17 protein-coding genes are annotated in these 19,501 nt (G+C 74.1%); 7 read left to right on the forward strand and 10 right to left on the reverse strand.

Annotated elements, in window-relative coordinates:
* Positions 1 to 210: 210 nt before the first annotated feature.
* The gene (locus ACFVU7_RS31170; protein ID WP_388048432.1) at positions 211 to 858 is read right to left on the reverse strand and encodes a hypothetical protein; all 648 of its coding nucleotides are present in this window, start codon (positions 856 to 858) and stop codon (positions 211 to 213) included.
* 93 nt (positions 859 to 951) lie between these two features.
* On the opposite strand from ACFVU7_RS31170, the gene ACFVU7_RS31175 reads away from it, so the two are divergent.
* The gene (locus ACFVU7_RS31175; protein ID WP_388048434.1) at positions 952 to 1,587 is read left to right on the forward strand and encodes a TetR family transcriptional regulator; all 636 of its coding nucleotides are present in this window, start codon (positions 952 to 954) and stop codon (positions 1,585 to 1,587) included.
* Positions 1,584 to 2,345: a TrmH family RNA methyltransferase gene (locus tag ACFVU7_RS31180; protein WP_380740683.1), complete on the forward strand. Its 762-nt coding sequence runs from the start codon at positions 1,584 to 1,586 to the stop codon at positions 2,343 to 2,345. The genes ACFVU7_RS31175 and ACFVU7_RS31180 overlap by 4 nt, the downstream gene beginning before the upstream one ends.
* 40 nt (positions 2,346 to 2,385) lie before the next feature.
* Here ACFVU7_RS31180 and ACFVU7_RS31185 read toward each other — a convergent pair whose 3' ends face one another.
* From ACFVU7_RS31185 to ACFVU7_RS31205, 5 genes are all read right to left on the reverse strand, one after another.
* Positions 2,386 to 3,732, reverse strand: coding sequence for a peptidoglycan-binding protein (locus ACFVU7_RS31185; protein ID WP_388048435.1), 1,347 nt, complete (start codon positions 3,730 to 3,732; stop codon positions 2,386 to 2,388).
* A gap of 157 nt (positions 3,733 to 3,889) precedes the next feature.
* Positions 3,890 to 4,801 (reverse strand): pyridoxamine 5'-phosphate oxidase family protein, encoded by a 912-nt coding sequence (locus tag ACFVU7_RS31190; RefSeq protein WP_388048437.1) that lies wholly within the window; start codon positions 4,799 to 4,801, stop codon positions 3,890 to 3,892.
* 15 nt (positions 4,802 to 4,816) lie between these two features.
* Positions 4,817 to 5,287 carry a VOC family protein gene (locus tag ACFVU7_RS31195; RefSeq protein WP_388048438.1) on the reverse strand — a complete coding sequence of 157 codons (471 nt, stop codon included), beginning with the start codon at positions 5,285 to 5,287 and terminating at the stop codon, positions 4,817 to 4,819.
* Positions 5,288 to 5,471: 184 nt separating this feature from the next.
* Positions 5,472 to 6,485 (reverse strand): XRE family transcriptional regulator, encoded by a 1,014-nt coding sequence (locus ACFVU7_RS31200; protein ID WP_388048440.1) that lies wholly within the window; start codon positions 6,483 to 6,485, stop codon positions 5,472 to 5,474.
* 307 nt (positions 6,486 to 6,792) lie between these two features.
* Positions 6,793 to 8,949, reverse strand: coding sequence for a protease pro-enzyme activation domain-containing protein (locus ACFVU7_RS31205; protein ID WP_082345817.1), 2,157 nt, complete (start codon positions 8,947 to 8,949; stop codon positions 6,793 to 6,795).
* Between the two features lie 258 nt (positions 8,950 to 9,207).
* Here ACFVU7_RS31205 and ACFVU7_RS31210 point away from each other — a divergent pair, with 258 nt between their 5' ends.
* Entirely contained in the window at positions 9,208 to 9,774 is a 567-nt protein-coding gene (locus tag ACFVU7_RS31210; protein ID WP_074001964.1) for a CGNR zinc finger domain-containing protein, read from the forward strand.
* Between the two features lie 60 nt (positions 9,775 to 9,834).
* Here ACFVU7_RS31210 and ACFVU7_RS31215 read toward each other — a convergent pair whose 3' ends face one another.
* The 3 genes from ACFVU7_RS31215 to ACFVU7_RS31225 form a co-directional block, all read right to left on the reverse strand.
* Positions 9,835 to 11,325 carry an FAD-dependent monooxygenase gene (locus ACFVU7_RS31215; protein WP_049652814.1) on the reverse strand — a complete coding sequence of 497 codons (1,491 nt, stop codon included), beginning with the start codon at positions 11,323 to 11,325 and terminating at the stop codon, positions 9,835 to 9,837.
* A 145-nt stretch (positions 11,326 to 11,470) separates the two neighbouring features.
* Positions 11,471 to 13,171: a phenylacetic acid degradation protein PaaN gene (gene paaN, locus ACFVU7_RS31220; RefSeq protein WP_388048442.1), complete on the reverse strand. Its 1,701-nt coding sequence runs from the start codon at positions 13,169 to 13,171 to the stop codon at positions 11,471 to 11,473.
* A 161-nt stretch (positions 13,172 to 13,332) separates the two neighbouring features.
* Complete coding sequence (locus ACFVU7_RS31225) at positions 13,333 to 14,601, reverse strand: hypothetical protein (RefSeq protein ID WP_388048444.1); 1,269 nt, start codon at positions 14,599 to 14,601, stop codon at positions 13,333 to 13,335.
* 129 nt (positions 14,602 to 14,730) lie between these two features.
* Between ACFVU7_RS31225 and ACFVU7_RS31230 the strand changes: the two genes are divergently transcribed.
* Positions 14,731 to 15,315, forward strand: coding sequence for a TetR/AcrR family transcriptional regulator (locus ACFVU7_RS31230; RefSeq protein WP_049652808.1), 585 nt, complete (start codon positions 14,731 to 14,733; stop codon positions 15,313 to 15,315).
* A 48-nt stretch (positions 15,316 to 15,363) separates the two neighbouring features.
* Here the strand turns inward: ACFVU7_RS31230 and ACFVU7_RS31235 are convergent, their stop codons facing one another.
* Entirely contained in the window at positions 15,364 to 15,825 is a 462-nt protein-coding gene (locus ACFVU7_RS31235; protein ID WP_049652805.1) for an Lrp/AsnC family transcriptional regulator, read from the reverse strand.
* 149 nt (positions 15,826 to 15,974) lie between these two features.
* On the opposite strand from ACFVU7_RS31235, the gene pdhA reads away from it, so the two are divergent.
* From pdhA to ACFVU7_RS31250, 3 genes are all read left to right on the forward strand, one after another.
* The gene (pdhA, locus tag ACFVU7_RS31240) at positions 15,975 to 17,117 is read left to right on the forward strand and encodes a pyruvate dehydrogenase (acetyl-transferring) E1 component subunit alpha (RefSeq protein WP_049652804.1); all 1,143 of its coding nucleotides are present in this window, start codon (positions 15,975 to 15,977) and stop codon (positions 17,115 to 17,117) included.
* 77 nt (positions 17,118 to 17,194) lie between these two features.
* Entirely contained in the window at positions 17,195 to 18,163 is a 969-nt protein-coding gene (locus ACFVU7_RS31245) for an alpha-ketoacid dehydrogenase subunit beta (RefSeq protein WP_388048573.1), read from the forward strand.
* A complete protein-coding gene (locus ACFVU7_RS31250) occupies positions 18,163 to 19,488 on the forward strand; it encodes a dihydrolipoamide acetyltransferase family protein (RefSeq protein ID WP_388048575.1) in 1,326 nt (441 codons plus the stop codon). The genes ACFVU7_RS31245 and ACFVU7_RS31250 overlap by 1 nt, the downstream gene beginning before the upstream one ends.
* Positions 19,489 to 19,501 lie beyond the last annotated feature (13 nt).

The raw sequence follows: 19,501 nt of genomic DNA on the forward strand, positions 1-19,501 counted from the left end.
GCGTTCAGACCGTTGGCAGTCTGAAAATCACCCGTCACGCCCCTCTCCGCGGCCACCCCCTGCGCCACCCCCTCCCGCAGCGCGTCCCTCTCGCCAGAGGGGAGGGGCGGGTGGGTGGGGGTGGGGGTGGGGGCCCTGGTGCGGGAGTGGGTGGGCGCGCCCGCTGGGGGTGGGGGGAGGGTGCTGAGGGGCGTGACGGGTGCGTGGGTGTCAGGCGGCGTGGGCGGCTTGGAGCCAGTTGGTGAACTCGCAGGCGAAGTGCCACTGGTGGCCGATGGGGAGGAGGTCGGGGGCGGCTTCGGGGAACTGGACGGTGAGGCGGATGCGGAGGCCGTCGGGGGTGTCGGCGAACTCGTGCATGACGTGGAGGACTTCGGTGCCGTCGGCGAGGGTGCCGGTGCCGCCGATGCGGACGGGGAAGGTGGCGTTGCCGGGGGTGTCGTGGAAGTGGAGGAAGAAGCGGGTCGGGGTGGTGCCGAGGGTTTCGATGATCTCGACCCGGTCGCCGGTGGAGTCGGCGAGGTAGTGCTCGGGGTTGGCGGCGAGGAGGGCGGTGCGGTCGCCGGAGTGGAGGCGGGTCTGCCACCAGGTGAGGAAGGTCCGGGCGTCGATGCCGGTGGCGGTGAGTTCGGTGACGGCGGTGCGCCAGTGGCCGGCGGAGGCCTGGGCCCAGGTGGTCAGGGCGGTGTCGGCGGCGGTGGTGTCGGGGGTGAGGAGTTCGCGGGTGCGGGTGTCGCCGAGGCGCTGCTTGAGGAGGTGCAGGGCGGCGCGGGCGCGGTCGAGTTCCCAGGCGAGGACGGCCTCGCGGGGGTGGGGGGTGCCGTCGATCTCGGTGCGGATGGTGAGGCTGGTCGGCATGGTGGCGCTCCTCCGGGAGAGGCGGAGAGTTTTTCTCCGCTTCTGGTGACGCTAGCATAGGGGGAGAGATTTTCTCCGGTTAGGGAGTGGTGGATGAGGGCCGACGCGGAACGCAGCCGGCGCAGGATCCTGGACGCCGCCTGCGAGGTGTTCCTGGAGCGGGGCCCGGACGCCCCGTTGGACGCGGTGGTGCGGCGGGCCGGGGTCGGCCCGGGCACGCTCTACCGGCGCTTCCCGGACCGGGAGGCGCTGGTCCGCGCGCTGGTCACCGACCTGCTGGCCCGGCTCGGCGAGGCCGCGCGGGAGGCGCGGCGCGTCGAGGCGGACCCCTGGCAGGCGCTGCGCCGCTTCGTGCACGCCGCCGCCGATCTGCGGATGGGGGCGGCGATCGTGGTGCTGCTGGAGCGCCTGGTGGTGGACGAGGAGCTGGTGGCGGTCCGGCGGGGCACCGTGGAGGCCGTCGAGGATCTGCTGCGCGCCGCGCGGGAGGCCGGGCGGCTGCGCCCCGACGTCGGGATGGGGGACCTGGTGCTGCTCTGCGTCCGGGTGTCCCGTCCGCTGCCGGGCGCCCTGGCGGCGCTGGACGCGGACGGCTCGCTGGTCCACCGGCACCTGGACCTCGCGCTGGCCGGCCTGGCCGCCACGACGGACGGCCCGCCGGGGCGGGCGCTCGGTTTCGACGAGGTGATCGCCGCGGCGGGGCGCCCGGGGGAGATGATGGCGGAGTGAACAGGACGGACGAGGACGGGCTGGTGCGGGCGTGGCGGGCGGCCGAGCGGGAGCCGGGGGCGGTGCTGCTGGACGGCTTCCACGCGCTGAAGCACGCGCTGCGGTTCGGCGGCGAGGTGCGGCGGGTGCTGACCGCGGACCGGGGCGCGCTGCTGGCGCTGGCGGGTGAGTTGGCGCCGGACGTCGTGCCGGCGCTGGAGGGGCTCGCGGTGGAGCTGCCGGAGGCGGCGCTGCGGGGGCTGGTGCCGCGGCTGCACCCGACCGGGGTGGTCGCGCTGGCGGTGCGGCCCGGGGTCGAGGCGAACCGGGCGGTGCTGGGCCGGCTGCCGCGCCGGGCGCCGGTGGTGCTGTTGGAGAACCCGCGCAACCTGGGGAACGTCGGGGCGGTGATCCGGCTCGCGGCGGGCTTCGGTGCCACCGGGGTGGTGACCACCGGGGACCTGGATCCGTGGCACCCGAACGTGCTGCGGGGGAGCGCCGGGCTGCACTTCGCGACCGCGGTGGAGCGGCTGGCCCTGCCGGAGCTGCCGGACGGGCCGCTGTACGTGCTGGACCCGGAGGGCGCGGACATCCGGGACGTGCCGTTCCCGGACGACGCGCTGCTCGCCTTCGGGACGGAGCGGCACGGTGTGTCGGCGGAACTCAAGGACCGCGCCGACCGGTTGGTGGCGGTGCCGATGCGGCCCGGGGTGTCCAGCTTCAACCTGGCGACCAGCGTCGGGATGGGCCTGTTCCACTGGATGTCGGGGAAGCGCTGAGGCGCGGCGCCCGGGTGGGCACCGCGCCTCGGAGGGGGCGTCAGGAGAAGAGCCGGCGCCAGGTGTCGGGGCCCGGGTAGCCGTCGGCCTCGCTGCCGCGCCAGCCCTGGGCCTGCTGGAAGGCCTGGACGGCCCGGCGGTCGCTCTCCGTCCAGCGCGGTCCCGGGCCGACGCTGTACGAGCCGCCGAAGCCCTTGCGGACCAGCTGCTCGCCGAGCTGCCGGATGTGGTCGTTGCTCTGGCCGGGCCCGAAGTACTGCGCGCCGGGGAAGGCGGAGCCCCCGGTGACGGGCGGCGGCGGAGGCGGCAGCGGGGTGCCTCCCCCGCCGCCGATGTTGCGGCCCTTGCCGTTGACCAGGTAGTCCCAGGTGTCCTTGCCGGGGATGCCGTCGGCCTCGGCGCCGCGCCAGCCCTGGGCCTGTTGGAAGGCCTGGGTGGCCTTGCGGTCGGCCTCGCCCCAGCGCGGGCCGGGGCCCTCGGAGTAGAACCCGGCGCCGCCGCGCTGCACCAGCAGCTGGCCGAGCCTGGTGACGGACGCGTTGTTGGCGCCGGGGCCGAACTTGTCGGCCCCGGGGAAGGCGGTGGAGGAGGTGCCGCCGCCGTCGTTGCTGCCGGAGGACAGGCCGGTGTAGCGGTACGGGACGTAGGAGCCGGAGTTGTTCCAGTACGCGTACGGGGTGGAGCGCTTCTTGGCGGAGGGGCCGGTCTGCTCGTAGGCGACGTACTTGGTGCGGGAGGAGTCGGCCCAGCCGCCGAAGATCGTGACGTGCGAGCCGACCTGGGGGTTGGCCGGGTTGTTGTAGATGAGGACGTCGCCGGGCTGGAGGTCGTTCTTGCCGATCCGTTCGGCGAAGTTGGGCAGTGTCCAGGTGGTCTGACTGCTGCCCAGGCCCCAGGCCATCGAGACGAAGCCGGAGCAGTCCTGGCGGTAGCCGTCCGACCAGTAGCGGCTCATGCTGTACGGCACGCCCTGGTCGACCCAGGTCTGGGCGCGCTGGATGATCTGGGCCCGGGTGAGCGGCGCCGCGGCGGCGCGCGGCGCGGCGAAGGTACGGGCGCCGGGGGCCTGGCCGTAGAGGCCGCTGACCTCGCCCTGGGGGGTCTGGGACTGGCTGCTGCTGTTGCCGCCCGGGGTGGGGCCGGGTGCGGGGGCCGCGGCGGCGGTGCCGGCGGTGGCCGCTCCGCCGCCCAGTGCGGTGCCCACGGCGGCCATCAGGACGGCGGCCCGTCGGCGGACGCTGCGGGCGGAGGCGTGTCCGCCCTCGTGGACGGGCGCGGCGTGCAGCCGTGCTCGCCGGCGGGCGTTGCAGCCCCCGCATATGCAGTCCTCCGCCGGTTCGACGTCGTCGAACTCGATGAGCGGGGACAGGGGGTCGGTCAGGGTCATGCTCCGCCTCTTTCCCGGACTATTCCGCGTGTTATCCGGACCAAAGTCCCAAAGCGGGCGCGATGAGTCACGGTGGGTTAGGCCGAACGGGTGAGACCCGTTCGGCTCCCGGGCGTGGCGTGGGTCGGTGGGAGGGCTTAGGAGAGGTGAGGCGGGGTCAGCGCGGGATGGCGGGCGAGTACTCCGGGTCGGTCCAGGTCAGCGGGGTGGCGTCGGCCAGTTCGAGCACGCCGGTGACGGTCAGTTCGACCATCCGCTCGGCGCCCGGGACGCCCTGCCGGGCCTCCTCGGACCAGTCGGTGCGGGCCTCGCCGGTGACGAGCAGCGCCCCGCCGGTCTCCCAGTCGGGCAGCAGCAGGCCGGCCCGCGGGTCCAGCTCCAGGTTCCCGAGCGTCAGGAACATGCTGTTGCCCGGGTACTCGGGCCAGCGCAGCCGGTCCGGCGCCACCGGCTCCAGGAAGCCGGGGAAGCCGCCGCGGTGGGAGGCGTCCACGCTGCCGTCCGGGCCGGTGCTGGCGATGAAGAAGGTGTCCGCGGTGGCCGCCGCCAGTCGCTGGGCGGTGGTCAGTACGAGGCCGGCGGCGACCGTACGGGGCGGGCCGGCGGCCGGGCGGTCCGTCGGGGTGCGGCGCTGGATGTACTTCGGGCAGTTGGCGACCACCTCGTCGGCGTGCACTCGCAGCCCGCCCCGGCCGTCCGGGACGGAGCGGCCGTTGAGCCGCATCCGGCGCCGGCCGGCCGGGTCCAGCGCGATCGTGCCGACCCGGGCGGGGCCGGCCAGTGCCTCGGCCAGGGGATCGGCCCCGGCCGGGAGGGCGGCGACGGCCATGGTGCGTTCGTCCGGGGCGGTGAGGAAGCCCGCCGGGCCGGCCAGCTGGGTGGCCCAGACCCGGCCGTCCCGGTCGGCGGCGCCGAGGACCAGCATCCGGCGCTCGGTCAGGAAGCGGGCGGCGACCGCCGGGACGGTGCGGCGGATCGACCGGCCGGCGTGGTCGGCCCGCTCGGTCCGGCCGGCCCGGGCCTGGGCGGCCCGCTCGCCGGGGTGGTACGGCGTGCTGGTGGTGGTCATGGCCGGGCCCGGTTCCTAGAAGAACCCGCAGGTCGGGGCGGTGGCGGTGGGGGTGGCGGCCGCGGCACCGGCCACGCCGGTGCGGGTGTAGACCTCCAGCCGGATGCCGTCCGGGTCGGTGAAGAAGATGCCGCCGGAGGCCGAGCCCTCGCTGTGCGGGACGACGCCGTCGTAGGCGAACTCGGCGCCGAGTTGGCGCAGCAGCCGCTCGGTGGCGCGGACCTCGTCGAGGCTCTCGACCTCGAAGGAGAGGTGGTGCAGGCCGGGGTTGCCGGGGGCGAAGCGGCCCGCGCTCTGCTGCCAGAGCGTCACCACCAGGCGGCCGTCGCAGCCGAGGAAGGCGTAGCGGCGCTCGGGGTCGGTGCCCTCGGCGGTGACGTCGAGGCCGAACACGGCGCGGTAGAAGGCGATCGAGCGGGCCAGGTCGGTGACGTTCAGGCCCACGTGGCCGGTCTGCAGGGTGCGGAGCTGGGCGGTGCTGGACATGCCTGGTCACTCCCGGAGGCTTCGGCTGCCGGTGAGGCAGCCGCCTAACCGGTATTCACGAGAGTAGGAGTTAGGTGATGCAGCGTCAACCAGTGGAGGGAGCCGGAAGGGTCAGGTCTTCGGGCGGGCATGCGAAAGACCCGCCGGACCGTGAGGTCCGGCGGGTCTCGAAGGAGCGGAAGGGCTACGCCCACTCCCAGCGGATGCCGATGTGGCCCGGCTGCTGGTCCGGGGCCAGGACGTGGGCGCTCGCCGAGGCGCCGATCCACAGCTGCTCGCGGCGGTGGTCGACGTCGGCCCCCGGCTCGCGGTCGTAGCGCTCGCAGTGCGCCGGGACGGCCGCCGGGTCGAAGTGCACCTGGAGCACGTACTCGCGCACCGGGGTGGCGAAGCGGCGGCTGTACTCCGTGGTCGGGCCGCCGGGCGGGATCTCCACCTCGTACTCGAAGACCGTGCTGTCGCCGAGGCCGAGCGGGCGGTCCAGCATCAGCTCGCCGACGATCAGCCCGGCCTCCGGGCGGCGGCGCACCCGGCCCAGCCGGCCGTGCCGCACCGCGGTGATCTCCGGGCAGCCGGCCGCCTCCTCGTCGGCCATGTGCACCACCAGGCAGCGGCCGACGCCGCCGACCGTGGCGCGCACCACCTGGCGCATCCGCAGCAGGTTGCCGCGCCGCTCGGCGTCCACGTAGTAGGAGTCGTGGATGCTCAGGCGCTCCAGCTCGCCGGCCGGCGGGGCGTTGAGCTCGGCGAAGATGTTGGCGATCTCCTGCTCGCCCGGCCAGACGTCCTCCAGCCCGAGGTGGCAGGTGTTGGCCGCGGCGGCCCAGCGGCCGCGCGGGCGCGGCGGGCCGAGCAGCGAGGAGAGCGCGCTGTGCGGCAGCCCGAGCAGCTCCTCCAGCAGGTGGACGGCGCGCAGCGAGCTGGCCCGCTCGGGCTGGCTGCGGCCGCGCCGCCAGTAGCTCAGGGTCGTCACGCTGACCCTGACGCCGCGCCCGGCGAGGGCGGCGCGGATGCGGTCCAGGCTGAGGCCGCTGGCCTCGATCGCCAGGTGGAGGGTGTCCGCGAAGCCGCCGACCGGGGCGAGCCGGCCGGGGGGCGGTCCGGGGGTGGCGGGAGTCGGGCCGGGCGGGCCCGGGCGCTCCGTGTGCGATCCGACCAGCCGCAGCCGCGCGGCGTCCTGAGGTTGCTGTGCGGCCATACGGTGACCCTCCCCACCAGGTGAGTTCGGCGGGACCGGGTCGGCGCCGGGGCGCGCCGCCAGCGGCTTCACCGAGCTTTGGGGAACCCTATGCACGGTCGAGAGGCTACGTCATCAGTCGTGCGTATGACAGTGGTCACGGCAGGTGGACCGAAGGGTTATCGATCTTGAAACAGTCCGGAAACACGGGCCGCTGACCGGGGCCCGACCGGGCCGGCGGACGGCTCCGGCAGGGCCCGGGACGGACACCGCCGGGGCGGGCCCTGACGGCTCCGCCCCGGCGGGGATCGGGTGGTGCGGCCGGTGGTCAGCCGACGTTCAGCGCGACGTCGTCGATCACGAAGCTGGTCTGCAGCGAGGAGTCCTCGGTGCCGGTGAACTTGACGGTCACGGTCTGGCCCGCGAAGGAGGTCAGGTCCAGGGTGCGCTGGACGTAGCCGGCGGCGGCGTCCACGTTGGAGTAGGTCGCCAGCGTGGTGCTGTTGGCCTGGACGGTCAGCTTGTCGTACGCGGTGGTGCCGGTCTCCGCGGTGTCGACGTGCAGCCAGAAGGTCAGCTTGGCGGAGGCGCAGCCGGCCGGGATCGAGACGGTCTGCGACAGGGTGTCGGTGTGGGCCGAGCCGTAGCCGTCCAGCCAGGCCTTCCAGCTGCCCGAGTGGGCGGCCTCGGAGGAGCTGTTGCTGACCACGCCGCTGGAGGCGGTCCACGGGGAGGCGGTGCCGCTCTCGAAGCCGCCGTTGGCGACCAGCTGGGCGGCGGTGCAGCCGCCGGACGGCGGGGTGGTGCCGCCGCCGAGCAGGGCGGTGGTCAGCGCGTCGGCGACCGGGGAGCCCCAGCCGGTGACCTGGTCGTAGCCGGCCTTGGCGGAGAAGTCCTGGTTGGCGCCGGTGGTCACATCGTGGAAGGTGCTGCCGTAGCCGCTGCCGTTGGCCACCGAGTACAGCCGCGGGCTCGCCTCGCCGAGGACGGCCTGGCCGGCGGCCTTGGCCTTCTGGTTGAACTGGGCCGCGTAGCCGGACCAGAGCGGCGCGGCCGCGCTGGTGCCGCCGTAGACCTGCCAGGCGCCGGCGGTGTAGATCGCGAAGCCGCTCTGCGGGTCGGCGTTGGAGGAGACGTCCGGGACGGTGCGCATGGTGCCGCTGACGCCGGTGCCGGTCTGCCAGCTCGGCTTGGCGAACACGGTGGAGACGCCGCCGCCGGCGGTGCTCCAGGCGCTCTCCGAGGAGTAGGCGTTGCCGCTGGAGACCTTGAGGTTGGTACCGCCGACGCCGGTCTGGTGCGGGCTGGAGGCCGGGAAGTCGACCGCCTTCACGCCGGAGCCGCTGGTGGAGCGGGTGCAGTCGCGGGAGCCGTCGTCGCCGGAGGCGGAGAAGATCGAGATGCCCTGGGCGGCGGCCTGCTTGAAGGCGTTGTCGACCGCGGTCATCGAGGCGGCGGTGGTGTCCGGCTCGCAGGAGCCCCAGGAGATCGAGACCACCGAGACCCTGTTGTCGGTCACGATCTTGTTGGCCATGTCGATCTCGCCCTGGTCGCTGTTGGGCGCCTCGTAGACCAGCTGGGTGGCCTTGGGCGCCGCGCCGCGGACGATCTCGCTGTCCAGCTCGACCTCGCCCTGGCCCTGGCCGGGGGCGGAGTCGTAGTTGGCGCCGTCCACCGAGACGGTGGAGACGGCCGGGCCGGACAGGCCGTACTGGGAGTCGTAGGTGGTCAGGTTCGAGGACTGGTAGCCGTCGAACTCCCACAGCGCGACCGTGGTGCCGGTGCCGTCCGCGCCGGTCTTGTTGAGGTTGTACGCGCCGGTGTACTGGGCCGGGGCCATGCCGCTCGGGCTCGCGCTCGCCGTGTTCGGGGTGACCGAGTTCGGGGTGGCCAGGCGGTTCTTGCGCACCGCGTGGTTGTCCAGGCCGCTGACGCCCTGGACCACGGAGGCCAGGTCGGACGGGATCGAGGCGGCCGCGTCGTTGGCGAAGAAGGCGCGCTGGAGCTGCGGGTCGAGGTACGCGCTCTCGTGCGTCCCGAAGGCCTGGGAGACCTGGGCGGCGGTGCCGCGGGCGTTGACCACCTGGCGGTTGGCGCTCACGTCGGAGACGGTCAGGCCCTGCTGGGCCAGGTACGTCCGGACCTGGTCGACGGCGGCCTGGGTCGGGCCGAACCGCGCGGTGAACTGCTCCGGCGTCAGGTAGTGGCCGTACTCCGGGGCGCCCGGGGTGGTGACGGCGGTCAGGAAGCGGTCCAGGGCGTCGGTGTCGCGCAGCTTCAGGCTGACGGACACCGAGATCTGCTGCGCGGCCGGGACGTCACCCTTCTTCTCCGAGTGGGCCACCGCCGGGTTCACGGTGTTCGGCAGGGCGACGCGCGGGGAGGCGTTGGGAGTGGCGGCCTGCGCGGTGGAGACACCGAGCGAGACGGCGGTCAGCGGCAGCACGGCTATCGCCGCGGCGAGGGCAAGGGAGCGGGGACGCAACGGATCCTCCTCCAGCCGGCTGTGGGGGGCCGGCAAGGGACCAGGCGTTCAGGGGGGTCGAGAACGCTGGCTCGAACATGACAGAACCCGTGTGCGAATTGGCTCATGGCCGGGCAATTCGTTGCTAAAAAACAGTCAACTGTGGAGGGCCCCCAACTCGGCGGTTCCATACAGTGAATGACCGTGGTTCCGGGGCCGGTCCAGACCAGTCCGGGCGGAAGGGGCGGACGTAGAATCGGACCGATCCGAGGGAGAGCGATGACTGACGTGCAGCCGGACCCGAGGGACCCGCGACCGCTGATCGGTGAGCCGCTCGCACTGGACCTGCTCAACACGCGCTGGGCCGGAACGCCCGTCAACGACCTGCTCGCCGAACCGGACGGCTACGCGATCTGGCTCTCCTCGGCCGGCCTCGCGGACCGCTGCCGGGCCGCCGGGTCGGGGCTCGCGGCCCTGCGGGAGACCCGTGAGGTGATCGCCGAGGCCGTCCAGGAGCTGGGCGGGCAGGGGCAGTTGGGGCCGGAGGCGGTGGCCCGGCTGAACGGTGTGCTGGGCCACGGGCGGCTGCGCCGGGAGCTCGGCCCGCAGGGGCCGACCGCGCACGTCGAGGTGGACCGGCCCGAGTGGCTGGCCTCCTGGCTGGCGGCGGACGACTTCCTGGACCTGCTGGACCGGGGCGCCCAGCGGATCAAGCAGTGCGCGCACGAGGCGTGCGTCCTGTACTTCTTCGACACCTCGCAGAACGGCCGCCGGCGGTGGTGCCGGATGGCGGTGTGCGGGAACCGGGCGAAGGCGGCGCGGCACTATGTGAAGGCCCGGGGCTGAGCGGCCGGCGAACGACGGGCCGGGCGGGCGCGCGGTGGTCGCGGGCCCGCCCGGGGGTGGTCAGGCCGGGGCGCCGAGCCAGTCGGTGAGGGCGGCGCGCAGCTCGCCCTGGCCGGGGTCGACGGCGGCCCAGGCGACGTAGCCGTCCGGGCGGATCAGCAGGACGGTGTCGCGCAGCTTGCCGTGCGGGTCGGCGGGGGCGGCGGAGACCATGCGGTCGGCCCAGGGCTCGGCGGCGGCCAGCTCGTCATTGCTGACCAGAACGAACGTCCCGGCGCGCAGCGCCTCGTAGAGCCGCTCGGGCGCGGCCGGGGCGCCCTCGGCGGGCTTGCTCAGGGCGGTCAGCCGCAGGTCCGGGACGCGCTTGCCGACCTGCGGGTGGGCGTCCTTGGGCGCGGGGTAGGAGATGCCGATGCCGGAGACCAGCCGGGCGCCGCGCTCGGTGACCGGGTCGAGGTGGCCGCCCAGCGCGGTGAGCGCGCCGCGCAGGGCGCGGGTGGGGGCGGACTCGGCGAGGGCCAGCCGGATCAGCGCGCCGGAGGTGCGCAGCACCGTCTTGCCGACCGGGTGCCGCTCGGTCTGGTAGGTGTCCAGGAGGGCGTCGGTGGCGTGGCCCCGGAGTGCCGCGGCGAGCTTCCAGGAGAGGTTGGCGGCGTCCTGGAGGCCGGTGTTCATGCCCTGGCCGCCGGCCGGGGAGTGGCAGTGCGCGGCGTCGCCGGCCAGGAAGACCCGGCCGGAGCGGTAGTTGGGGGCCTGCCGCTCGTCGCTGTGGAAGGTGGAGCTCCAGCGCACCTCGTGCAGGCCGTAGTCCTCGCCGAGGATGGCCCGGACGAGGGCGGTGAGCTGCTCGGCGGAGGGGGTGGTGCCGTCCGGGTACCGCTCCTCGCGGTCCCAGGCGATGATCCGGAACCAGCCGTCGCCGAACGGGGCGATGAAGGCGAAGCCGGCCTGGTTGGCGCCGACGGTGATCGCCTGGGCGGGCTCGCGGTCCAGCCGGACGTCGGCCAGCACCACCGAGTCGACCACCGACTCCCCGGGGAAGGGGATGCCCAGCAGGTCGCGGACGGTGGAGTGGACGCCGTCGGTGGCGACCGCGTACGCGGCGCGGTGGCTCTGCCCGTCCCTGGTCTCCAGGGTCACGCCCTCGGCGTCCTGGCGCAGCCCGGTGACCTCGGCGCCGCGCAGGACGGTCGCGCCGGCCTTCTCGGCGCGGTCCAGCAGCAGCCGTTCGACGTTGTACTGCGGGGTGATCAGCACGAACGGGAAGCGGGTGGGCAGCGCGGCGAGGTCGATGCCGAAGCGGTCGAACATCCTCAGCTCGGCGAGCGGGCGGCCGGTGGCGATCAGCTCCTCGGCCAGGCCCCGGGCGTCCAGCAGCTCCAGGCTGCGGGCGTGCACGGCGAAGGCCCGGGTGAGGTTGGACTCGGCGGCCCGCTTCTCCAGTACCGTGACGCCGACTCCGGCGGCGGCGAGGTCGCCGGCCAGCAGCAGTCCGGTCGGTCCGGCGCCGACGATCAGGACGTCGGTTTCGGTCGTCGGCTTCACGGCCATGTATCAGCTCCCGTTGTTCGGAGGGCGGTCGTACGCCGTTCCCGGCGTTCTCCCAGCCTCCATCATCGCGGGCGCCGTCGGAGCTGTGAACCGCCGGGCCCCGGCGGTGGGTGACCGCCGGGGCCCGGTGACGGGGGTGAACGGCTCAGGCGTGCCGGCGGATCTCCACCGTGCGGAACCGGTTGGCGACGAACGCGCCGTCGCAGTAGGCCGAGTTGGCGGCCGGGTTGGCCCCGGTGCCGTGCAGGTCGGAGAAGGCGGCGGTCTGGTTGGGGAAGACGCCGCCGGTCAGGTTGAGCGAGAGCGAGACGCCGGAGTCCAGCGCGGCCTCGACCAGCAGCGCCTCCACCTCGGGCGAGGTGGTGTAGCCGGAGGCCGTCATGGCGCCCTTCTCGCGGACCGTGGTGCGCAGCAACTCGACGGCGGCGGCGGTGGATTCGACGGCGACGGCGAAGGAGACCGGGCCGAAGCACTCGCTGCGGAAGACCGCGCGGTCGTCCGGCTTGTCGGCGTCCAGCTTGACCAGCGCGGGGGTGCGGACGGTCGCGCCGGGGAAGTCCGGGGAGGTCACCGCACGCGGGGCGAGGGCGAGTTCGCCGTACTCGCCGCCGGCCGCGGCGGCCGAGCGCTGGAGCACCCCGGGGTTGACCACGGCGCCGAGGATCGCCGCGGCGCGGGCGTCGTCGGAGAGCAGGCCCTCGATGGCGCCGGCCAGGTCGGTGACCACCTGGTCGTAGGACTTGTCGCCCTGGTCGGTGGCGATGCCGCCGCGCGGGATCAGCACGTTCTGCGGGGTGGTGCACATCTGGCCGCTGTAGAGGGAGAGCGCGAAGGCGAGGTTGCCCAGCATGCCCTTGTAGTCGTCGGTGGAGTCGATGACGACGGCGTTCACGCCGGCCTTCTCGGTGTACACCTGCGCCTGCCTGGCGTGCTCCTCCAGCCAGTCGCCGAAGGAGGTGGAGCCGGTGTAGTCGATCAGCCTGACCTCGGGGCGGACCGCGAGGGCGGCGGCGACGGTGCCGCCCTCGTGCTCGGCGGCCAGGACGACCAGGTTCGGGTCGAAGCCGGCCTCGGCGAGCACCTCGCGGGCGACGGCGACGGTCAGCGCGAGCGGCAGGACGGCCCGCGGGTGCGGCTTGACCAGGACGGGGTTGCCGGTGGCCAGCGAGGCGAACAGGCCCGGGTAGCCGTTCCAGGTGGGGAAGGTGTTGCAGCCGATCAGCAGCGCGAGGCCGCGCGGGACGACGGTGAACTCCTTGGTCATCACCAGCGGGTCGCGCTTGCCCTGCGGCTTGGTCCAGCCGGCCTGCTTCGGCAGCCGGGTCTGCTCGGCGTACGCGTAGGCGACCGCCTCCAGGCCGCGGTCCTGGGCGTGCGGGCCGCCGGCCTGGAAGGCCATGCCGTAGGCCTGGCCGGTGGTGTGCATGACGGCCTGGGCGAACTCGTGGGAGCGGGCGTTGATCCGGTGCAGGATCTCCAGGCAGACGGCGGCGCGCTCCAGCGGGGTCGCGGCGGCCCAGCCGGGGCGGGCGGCGGTGAGCGCGGCGATCAGCGCGTCCGGGTCGGCGTGCGGGTAGGTGATGCCCAGCTCGACGCCGTACGGGGAGGCCTCGCCGCCGACCTGGTCGCCGTCGGTGGGGTGGCCTTCGAGGGTGAAGGGCTTGCCGAGCAGGGCGTCGAAGGCGGCCTTGCCGTCCGCCGGCCCGCTCTCGCCGTACGCCTTGGGGAACTCGGGGTAGGGCGACCAGTAGTCGCGCTCGGCGGCGGCGGCGAGCGCGGCGTCCAGGGTGGCCTGGTGGCGCTCGACCAGCTCGCTGACGAGGGGGTGGGTGACCGCTGCGGACATCTGTGCGCTCCTCGGAGGGCCTCGGAAAGCAGGACGGGACACGTCACAGAGTAACCGAACGATCGGTCGGGCCACGAGGGTGTGGTGGGAGGAATCCACCGGGAAACGCGCGGGGGCGCGTCCGTGGCGGACGCGCCCCCGGGGGCTCGGGTGGTCCGGGTCTACGGCACGCCCAGCTCGAAGATGACGTACCCGGCGTACCAGCCGGAGGCGACCGCGCCGGTGCCCAGGACGGTGGCCAGCACCGGCAGGCTCAGCTTGCGCATCCCCACCGCCAGCGCGATGAACAGCGGGAACGCGGGCAGCAGGTAGCGGGAGACGTTGCCGAAGATGCCCAGGCTGCCGAGCACCGAGACGATCGTGGCCAGCGTGTAGGCGGTCAGCACCAGCGGCGGGCGCAGCCGGACCAGCAGCACGATCAGCATCGGCAGGCTGAGCACGATCAGGGTGGCGAACAGGTCCGGTATCGGGAAGGCGAAGGGGTAGTCGCTGCGGCCCAGCAGCACCCCGCGGATCGCGTGCCAGGTGCCCTGGCCCCAGTCGAAGTAGTGCAGCCAGGCGTCGTGCTGCAGCCGGAAGTAGCCGCCCCACTCGCCGGTCCGCCAGCCCACCCAGCCCACGTAGCCGAGCAGGCCGAGCGGGGCCAGCAGCATCGCGGCCAGCGGGCGCAGGACGCCGCTCCCGCGGCGGTACAGCTCGACCAGCGCGGCCAGGCCGACCGCGCCGATCAGCGCCGCGGAGGTCGGCCGGTTGAGCCCGGCGACCAGGGTGATCACCCCGGCCGCGACCCACTGCTTCGTCATCACGCAGTAGCAGGCCCAGGCGGCCAGCGCGACGAAGAGGGAGTCCGAGTAGACCGCCCACTCGGCGCCGGAACCCGGGGCGATCGCCCAGATGCCGGCCGCGATCACACCGGAGCGGGCGTCGCCGGTCAGCTTCTCCACCACGGCGTAGATGCCGGCCGCGGCGAACAGCGAGGCCACCACCGAGACCAGCATCCCGGCGCCGTACAGGCCGAGGCCGGTGACGTCCGAGGTCATCCGCATCAGGCCGGGGTAGAGCGGGAAGAACGCGGCCGAGTTCTGCTCGACGCTGAAGCCGACCGGGCCGTTCGGTATCGGGACGAGCGCCGGGTGGTAGCCGAACCGAGCCACCTGCTGGTACCACCAGCCGTCCCAGGTGGCCACCACGTCCCAGGGGTTGGCGCCGCCGCCGAACCGGGCCGGCTTCTTGGCGTACTCCCCGGAGAAGGAGAGCAGCTTCATGAAGACGGTGAAGCCGATCAGCTTCAGCACCGCGTAGCACCACACCGCCGGTCCGAAGCGGACCACCAGGGCCCGGCCGCGCTCCTGCCAGGTGCGCGCGGGTCCCTCCGGCTCCTCGCTGCGCTTCTCTGGCACGTCGGAGGCGACTGCCGGTATTGCGTTCATGTCCCCAGCCTTGGACGTGGACGGATCGTCCGCAGAGTCTAGGGCCTGACCCCGTCGGCGTCCCTTGGTTGGTGTGGACCAGTCGGACCCGCTCGCGTGACGGGGGTGACGGCCGGGGATACTCGGAGGATGGCCGATCACACCACGCGCACCGCCTACACCGTGGAGTCACTGCTCGCGGTGACCGTCGACGTGTTCAACGAGCGCGGCTACGACGGCACCTCGATGGAGGACCTGTCCCGGGCGGCCGGGATCTCCAAGTCCTCCATCTACCACCACGTGCGCGGCAAGGAGGAGCTGCTGCGGCTGGCGGTCGGCCGGGCACTGGACGGGCTGTTCGCGATCCTGGCCGAGCCCGAGGCGGTCGCGGGCCCGGCGGTGGAGCGGCTGGAGCACGTGGTGCGCCGCACCGCCGAGGTGCTGCTGGACGAGCTGCCGTACGTGACGCTGCTGCTGCGGGTGCGCGGCAACACGGCCACCGAGCAGTGGGCGCTGGAGCGCCGGCGGGACTTCGACCACCAGGTCGCCGAGCTGCTGCGGGCGGCGGTCGCGGACGGCGCGCTGCGCGCGGACGTGGAGCCGCGGCTGGCCACCCGGCTGCTGTTCGGGATGATCAACTCGATCGTGGAGTGGTACCGGCCGGGGCTCAAGGCCGCCGACGGGGTCGCGGACGCGGTGGTCCACCTGGCCTTCGACGGGCTGCGGGCGCGCTGACCGGTCCTTCCCCCGGGCCCGGGCCCCGCCCATGAGGCGGAGCCCTCCTCAGAGCGGCGGCACCTGGTCGGTCTCCTCGAAGACCAGCATGGTGCGGGTGCCGAGCACCTGCGGGATGGACTGGATGCTGCCCAGCACCAGCTCCCGCAGGGCCTTGTTGTCGGCGGTGTGCACCAGCAGCAGGACGTCGAAGTCCCCGCCGACCAGCGCGATGTGTGCCACCCCGGGCAGCTCCAGCAGCTGCTCGCGCACCGTCCGCCAGGAGTTCTGGACGATTTTCAGGGTGACGTACGCCGACGCGGCCTGACCGGCCCGTTCGTGGTCCACCCTGGCGGTGAAGCCGCGGATGATGCCGTCCTCGACCATCCTGGAGATCCGGGCGTACGCGTTGGCCCGGGACACGTGCACCCGCTCGGCCACCGAGCGGATGGAGGCGCGACCGTCCTGCTGCAGCAGCCGCAGGATCGACCGGTCGACCCGGTCGAGTCTGGACATCTGTTCAGCCGACATGACCCCCCACCCCCACCGATTGGACGCACTGCCACCAGTCGACCGCCGTACAGGCCGAATGTCCACCACCTTGTCACGCTTCTGGTCAAGATGAACAGACGACCGAACAATCGGTAGGGAGCCCCCGCAACCCCTGGAGGTGCCCCGAGATGACCGTTCTCGACCACAGACACCACGCGGGTGTACCCGGTTGGCTGCCCGGGGCCACCGCCCCGCGCACCGATCCGGCACCCCTCCTCCCGGACCCCTCCCCCGTCCGGGCGATCGGCACCCCCGCGCTGGAGAAGTACGACCCCGCCCTGCTGCGCGAGCTGTACCGCCGCCTGGTCGTCGGCCGCCGGTACAACCAGCAGGCCACCACCCTGACCAAGCAGGGCCGGCTCGCCGTCTACCCGGCGTCCACCGGCCAGGAGGCCTGCCAGGTCGCCGCCGCGCTGGTGCTCGGCGAGCACGACTGGCTCTTCCCCAGCTACCGCGACACCCTCGCCGTGGTCTCCCGGGGCGTCGACCCGCTGGAGGCGCTGACCCTGCTGCGCGGCAGCGCCCACACCGGCTACGACCCGCGGGCCAGCCGCACCGCCCCGCTCTGCACCCCGCTCGCCACCCAGGCCCCGCACGCCGTCGGGCTGGCGCACGCCGCCCGGCTGCGCGGCGAGCCGGTGGTCGCGCTGGCGATGCTCGGCGACGGCGGCACCAGCGAGGGCGACTTCCACGAGGCGCTGAACTTCGCGGCCGTGCTGGACGCCCCGGTGGTCTTCCTGGTGCAGAACAACGGCTACGCGATCTCCGTGCCGCTCAGCGCCCAGTCCGCCGCGCCGAGCCTGGCCCACAAGGCCGTCGGCTACGGGATGCCGGGTCGGCTGGTGGACGGCAACGACGCGCCCGCCGTGCACTCGGTGCTGACCGAGGCGGTGGAGCGGGCCCGGGCCGGCGGCGGCCCGACCCTGGTCGAGGCGCTGACCTATCGGATCGACGCCCACACCAACGCCGACGACGCCACCCGCTACCGCACCGAGCCCGAGGTGGCCGCCTGGCGCGAGCACGACCCGATCCTGCTGATGGAGCGGGCGCTGCGCGGACTCGGCGTGCTGGACGACCGCCTGGTGCGGGAGGCGGCCGATGAGGCGGAGGCGCTGGCGGCCCGGATGCGGGCGGAGTTCCACACCGACCCGGAGCTGGACCCGATGTCGCTGTTCGCCCACGTCTACGCCGAGCCGACCCCGCAACTGCGCGAGCAGGCCGCCCAGTTGGCCGCCGAGCTGGCCGCCGAGGCGGAGGTGGCGGACCGATGAGCACGGCCCACCCGTCGCCCACCCCCACCCTTGGCGGAGCCTCTGCGCGGCGCCCCTCTGATGTCCGCACCGCCTCGATGGCGCAGGCGCTCAACTCCGCGCTGCGGGAAGCCATGCGCGAGGACCCGGCGGTGCACGTGCTCGGCGAGGACGTCGGCGCGCTCGGCGGGGTCTTCCGGATCACCGACGGGCTCACCGCCGAGTTCGGACCGGAGCGCTGCCTGGACACCCCGCTGGCCGAGGCCGGCATCCTCGGCACCGCGATCGGCATGGCGATGTACGGGCTGCGCCCGGTCGTCGAGATGCAGTTCGACGCCTTCGCCTACCCGGCGCTGGAGCAGCTGTTCTCGCACGTCGCCAAGATGCGCAACCGCACGGCGGGCCGGCTCCCGCTGCCGATCACCGTCCGCATCCCGTACGGCGGGGGCATCGGCGGCGTCGAGCACCACAGCGACGCCTCCGAGGCCTACTACACCAGCACCCCAGGCCTGCACGTGGTCACCCCGGGGACGGTGGCCGACGCGTACGGGCTGCTGCGCGCCTCGATCGCCTCCGACGACCCGGTGGTGTTCCTGGAGCCCAAGCGGCTCTACTGGGGCAAGGCCGAGTTCGACCCGGACGCGCCCGTCGAGCCGATCGGCCGGGCGGTGCTGCGGCGTACCGGCACCTCCGCCGTGCTGATCACCTACGGCCCCTCGCTGCCGGTCTGCCTGGCGGCGGCGGAGGCGGCGCAGGCCGAGGGCCGGGACCTCGCGGTGCTGGACCTGCGCACCCTGGTGCCGTTCGACGACGAGACGGTCTGCCGGGTGGTGCGCTCGCTCGGCCGGGCCGTGGTGGTGCACGAGGCGAGCGGCTTCGGCGGCACCGGCGCGGAGATCGCCGCCCGGGTCACCGAGCGCTGCTTCCACCACTTGGCCGCGCCCGTGCTACGGGTCACCGGCTTCGACGTCCCGTACCCGCCGCCGATGCTGGAGCACCACCACCTGCCCGGGGTGGACCGGATCCTGGACGCGGTCGCCCGGCTGCAGTGGGAGGACCGAGGATGATGCCCGTCGTACGGGAGTTCCGGCTGCCCGATCTCGGTGAGGGGCTCACCGGGGCCGAGGTGGTGCGCTGGATGGTCGAGGTCGGCGAGGTGATCGCGGTCGACCAGCCGGTGGTGGAGGTGGAGACCGCCAAAGCCGTGGTGGAGGTGCCCTGCCCGTACGGCGGGGTGGTCACCGCGCGGTACGGCGAGGTGGGCGAGGAGATCGCCGTGGGCGCGCCGCTGGTGACGGTCGCGGTGGCGCCGGCGGCGGGGAGCGGGCCGGAGGATGCGGCGGGGCCGGGCTCTGCCGCTGCGCCTGCCGCCGCCTCCGGGTCTGCCGAGGTGGAACGGCCGTTGGTCGGGTTCGGGGTCGCCGAGCCGGGCCGGGGCGGGCGGCGGCGCCGGGTCGGGGCACCGGCCTCGGCCTCGGCCGTGGTCGCCGCCGGTGCCGTGGCCGTGCGGGCTCCGGTCGTCCCGGCCGGGCCGGCGGTGGTGCCGGTGATCTCGCCGCTGGTGCGGCGACTGGCCCGGGAGCAGGGGGTCGACCTGGCCGCGCTCACCGGGAGCGGCCCGGACGGACTGATCATGCGCGCGGACGTCGAACGGGCGGTCGCGGCCAAGGTGGCCGCTCCGGCGCCGGCCGGGCCCGCCGGGCAGGACGGCGTGGTCCCGCTGCGCGGGCTGCGCAAGGCGGTGGCCGAGAAGCTGAGCCGCAGCCACCGGGAGATCCCGGCGGCGACCTGCTGGGTGGACGCCGACGCCACCGAACTCATGGCGCTGCGGCGGCAGTTGAACGCCACGCCGGGGCCGAAGGTGAGCGTGCTGGCGCTGCTGGCGCGGATCTGCACCGTCGCCCTGGCGCGCTTCCCGGAGCTGAACTCCTCGGTGACCGGGGATGGTTCGGGCATCGTCCGGCACTCGGCGGTGCACCTGGGCTTCGCCGCGCAGGGCGAGCGCGGACTGGTCGTCCCGGTGGTGCGGGACGCGCAGAACCGCAGCACCGGGCAACTCGGCGAGGAGCTGGGCCGGTTGACCGAGGCGGCGCGCAGCGGCGCGCTCACCCCGGCCGAACTGACCGGCGGCACCTTCACGTTGAACAACTACGGGGTGTTCGGCGTGGACGGCTCGACCCCGATCCTCAACCACCCGGAGGCGGCGATGCTCGGGGTCGGTCGGATCGTCGCCAAACCCTGGGTACACCAGGGGGAGTTGGCGGTCCGCGAGGTGACCCAGCTGTCGTTCACCTTCGACCACCGGGTCTGCGACGGCGGGACGGCGGGCGGTTTCCTGCGGTTCGTCGCGGACTGTGTGGAGCAGCCGGGGATGCTGCTGCGGCAGCTCTGAGGACCGCCGTCGA

This window comes from Kitasatospora sp. NPDC058046 (assembly GCF_042885595.1).
Taxonomy (GTDB): Bacteria; Actinomycetota; Actinomycetes; order Streptomycetales; family Streptomycetaceae; genus Kitasatospora.

Excerpts from the sequence above, each read along its gene's own strand:
- ACFVU7_RS31170 (WP_388048432.1), bottom strand. The coding sequence starts at position 858 with ATGCCGACCAGCCTCACCATCCGCACCGAGATCGACGGCACCCCCCAC.
- ACFVU7_RS31175 (WP_388048434.1), top strand. The coding sequence starts at position 952 with ATGAGGGCCGACGCGGAACGCAGCCGGCGCAGGATCCTGGACGCCGCC.
- ACFVU7_RS31185 (WP_388048435.1), bottom strand. The coding sequence starts at position 3,732 with ATGACCCTGACCGACCCCCTGTCCCCGCTCATCGAGTTCGACGACGTC.
- ACFVU7_RS31190 (WP_388048437.1), bottom strand. The coding sequence starts at position 4,801 with ATGACCACCACCAGCACGCCGTACCACCCCGGCGAGCGGGCCGCCCAG.
- ACFVU7_RS31195 (WP_388048438.1), bottom strand. The coding sequence starts at position 5,287 with ATGTCCAGCACCGCCCAGCTCCGCACCCTGCAGACCGGCCACGTGGGC.
- ACFVU7_RS31200 (WP_388048440.1), bottom strand. The coding sequence starts at position 6,485 with ATGGCCGCACAGCAACCTCAGGACGCCGCGCGGCTGCGGCTGGTCGGA.
- ACFVU7_RS31210 (WP_074001964.1), top strand. The coding sequence starts at position 9,208 with ATGACTGACGTGCAGCCGGACCCGAGGGACCCGCGACCGCTGATCGGT.
- ACFVU7_RS31215 (WP_049652814.1), bottom strand. The coding sequence starts at position 11,325 with ATGGCCGTGAAGCCGACGACCGAAACCGACGTCCTGATCGTCGGCGCC.
- paaN (WP_388048442.1), bottom strand. The coding sequence starts at position 13,171 with ATGTCCGCAGCGGTCACCCACCCCCTCGTCAGCGAGCTGGTCGAGCGC.
- ACFVU7_RS31225 (WP_388048444.1), bottom strand. The coding sequence starts at position 14,601 with ATGAACGCAATACCGGCAGTCGCCTCCGACGTGCCAGAGAAGCGCAGC.
- ACFVU7_RS31230 (WP_049652808.1), top strand. The coding sequence starts at position 14,731 with ATGGCCGATCACACCACGCGCACCGCCTACACCGTGGAGTCACTGCTC.
- ACFVU7_RS31235 (WP_049652805.1), bottom strand. The coding sequence starts at position 15,825 with ATGTCGGCTGAACAGATGTCCAGACTCGACCGGGTCGACCGGTCGATC.
- pdhA (WP_049652804.1), top strand. The coding sequence starts at position 15,975 with ATGACCGTTCTCGACCACAGACACCACGCGGGTGTACCCGGTTGGCTG.
- ACFVU7_RS31245 (WP_388048573.1), top strand. The coding sequence starts at position 17,195 with ATGGCGCAGGCGCTCAACTCCGCGCTGCGGGAAGCCATGCGCGAGGAC.
- ACFVU7_RS31250 (WP_388048575.1), top strand. The coding sequence starts at position 18,163 with ATGCCCGTCGTACGGGAGTTCCGGCTGCCCGATCTCGGTGAGGGGCTC.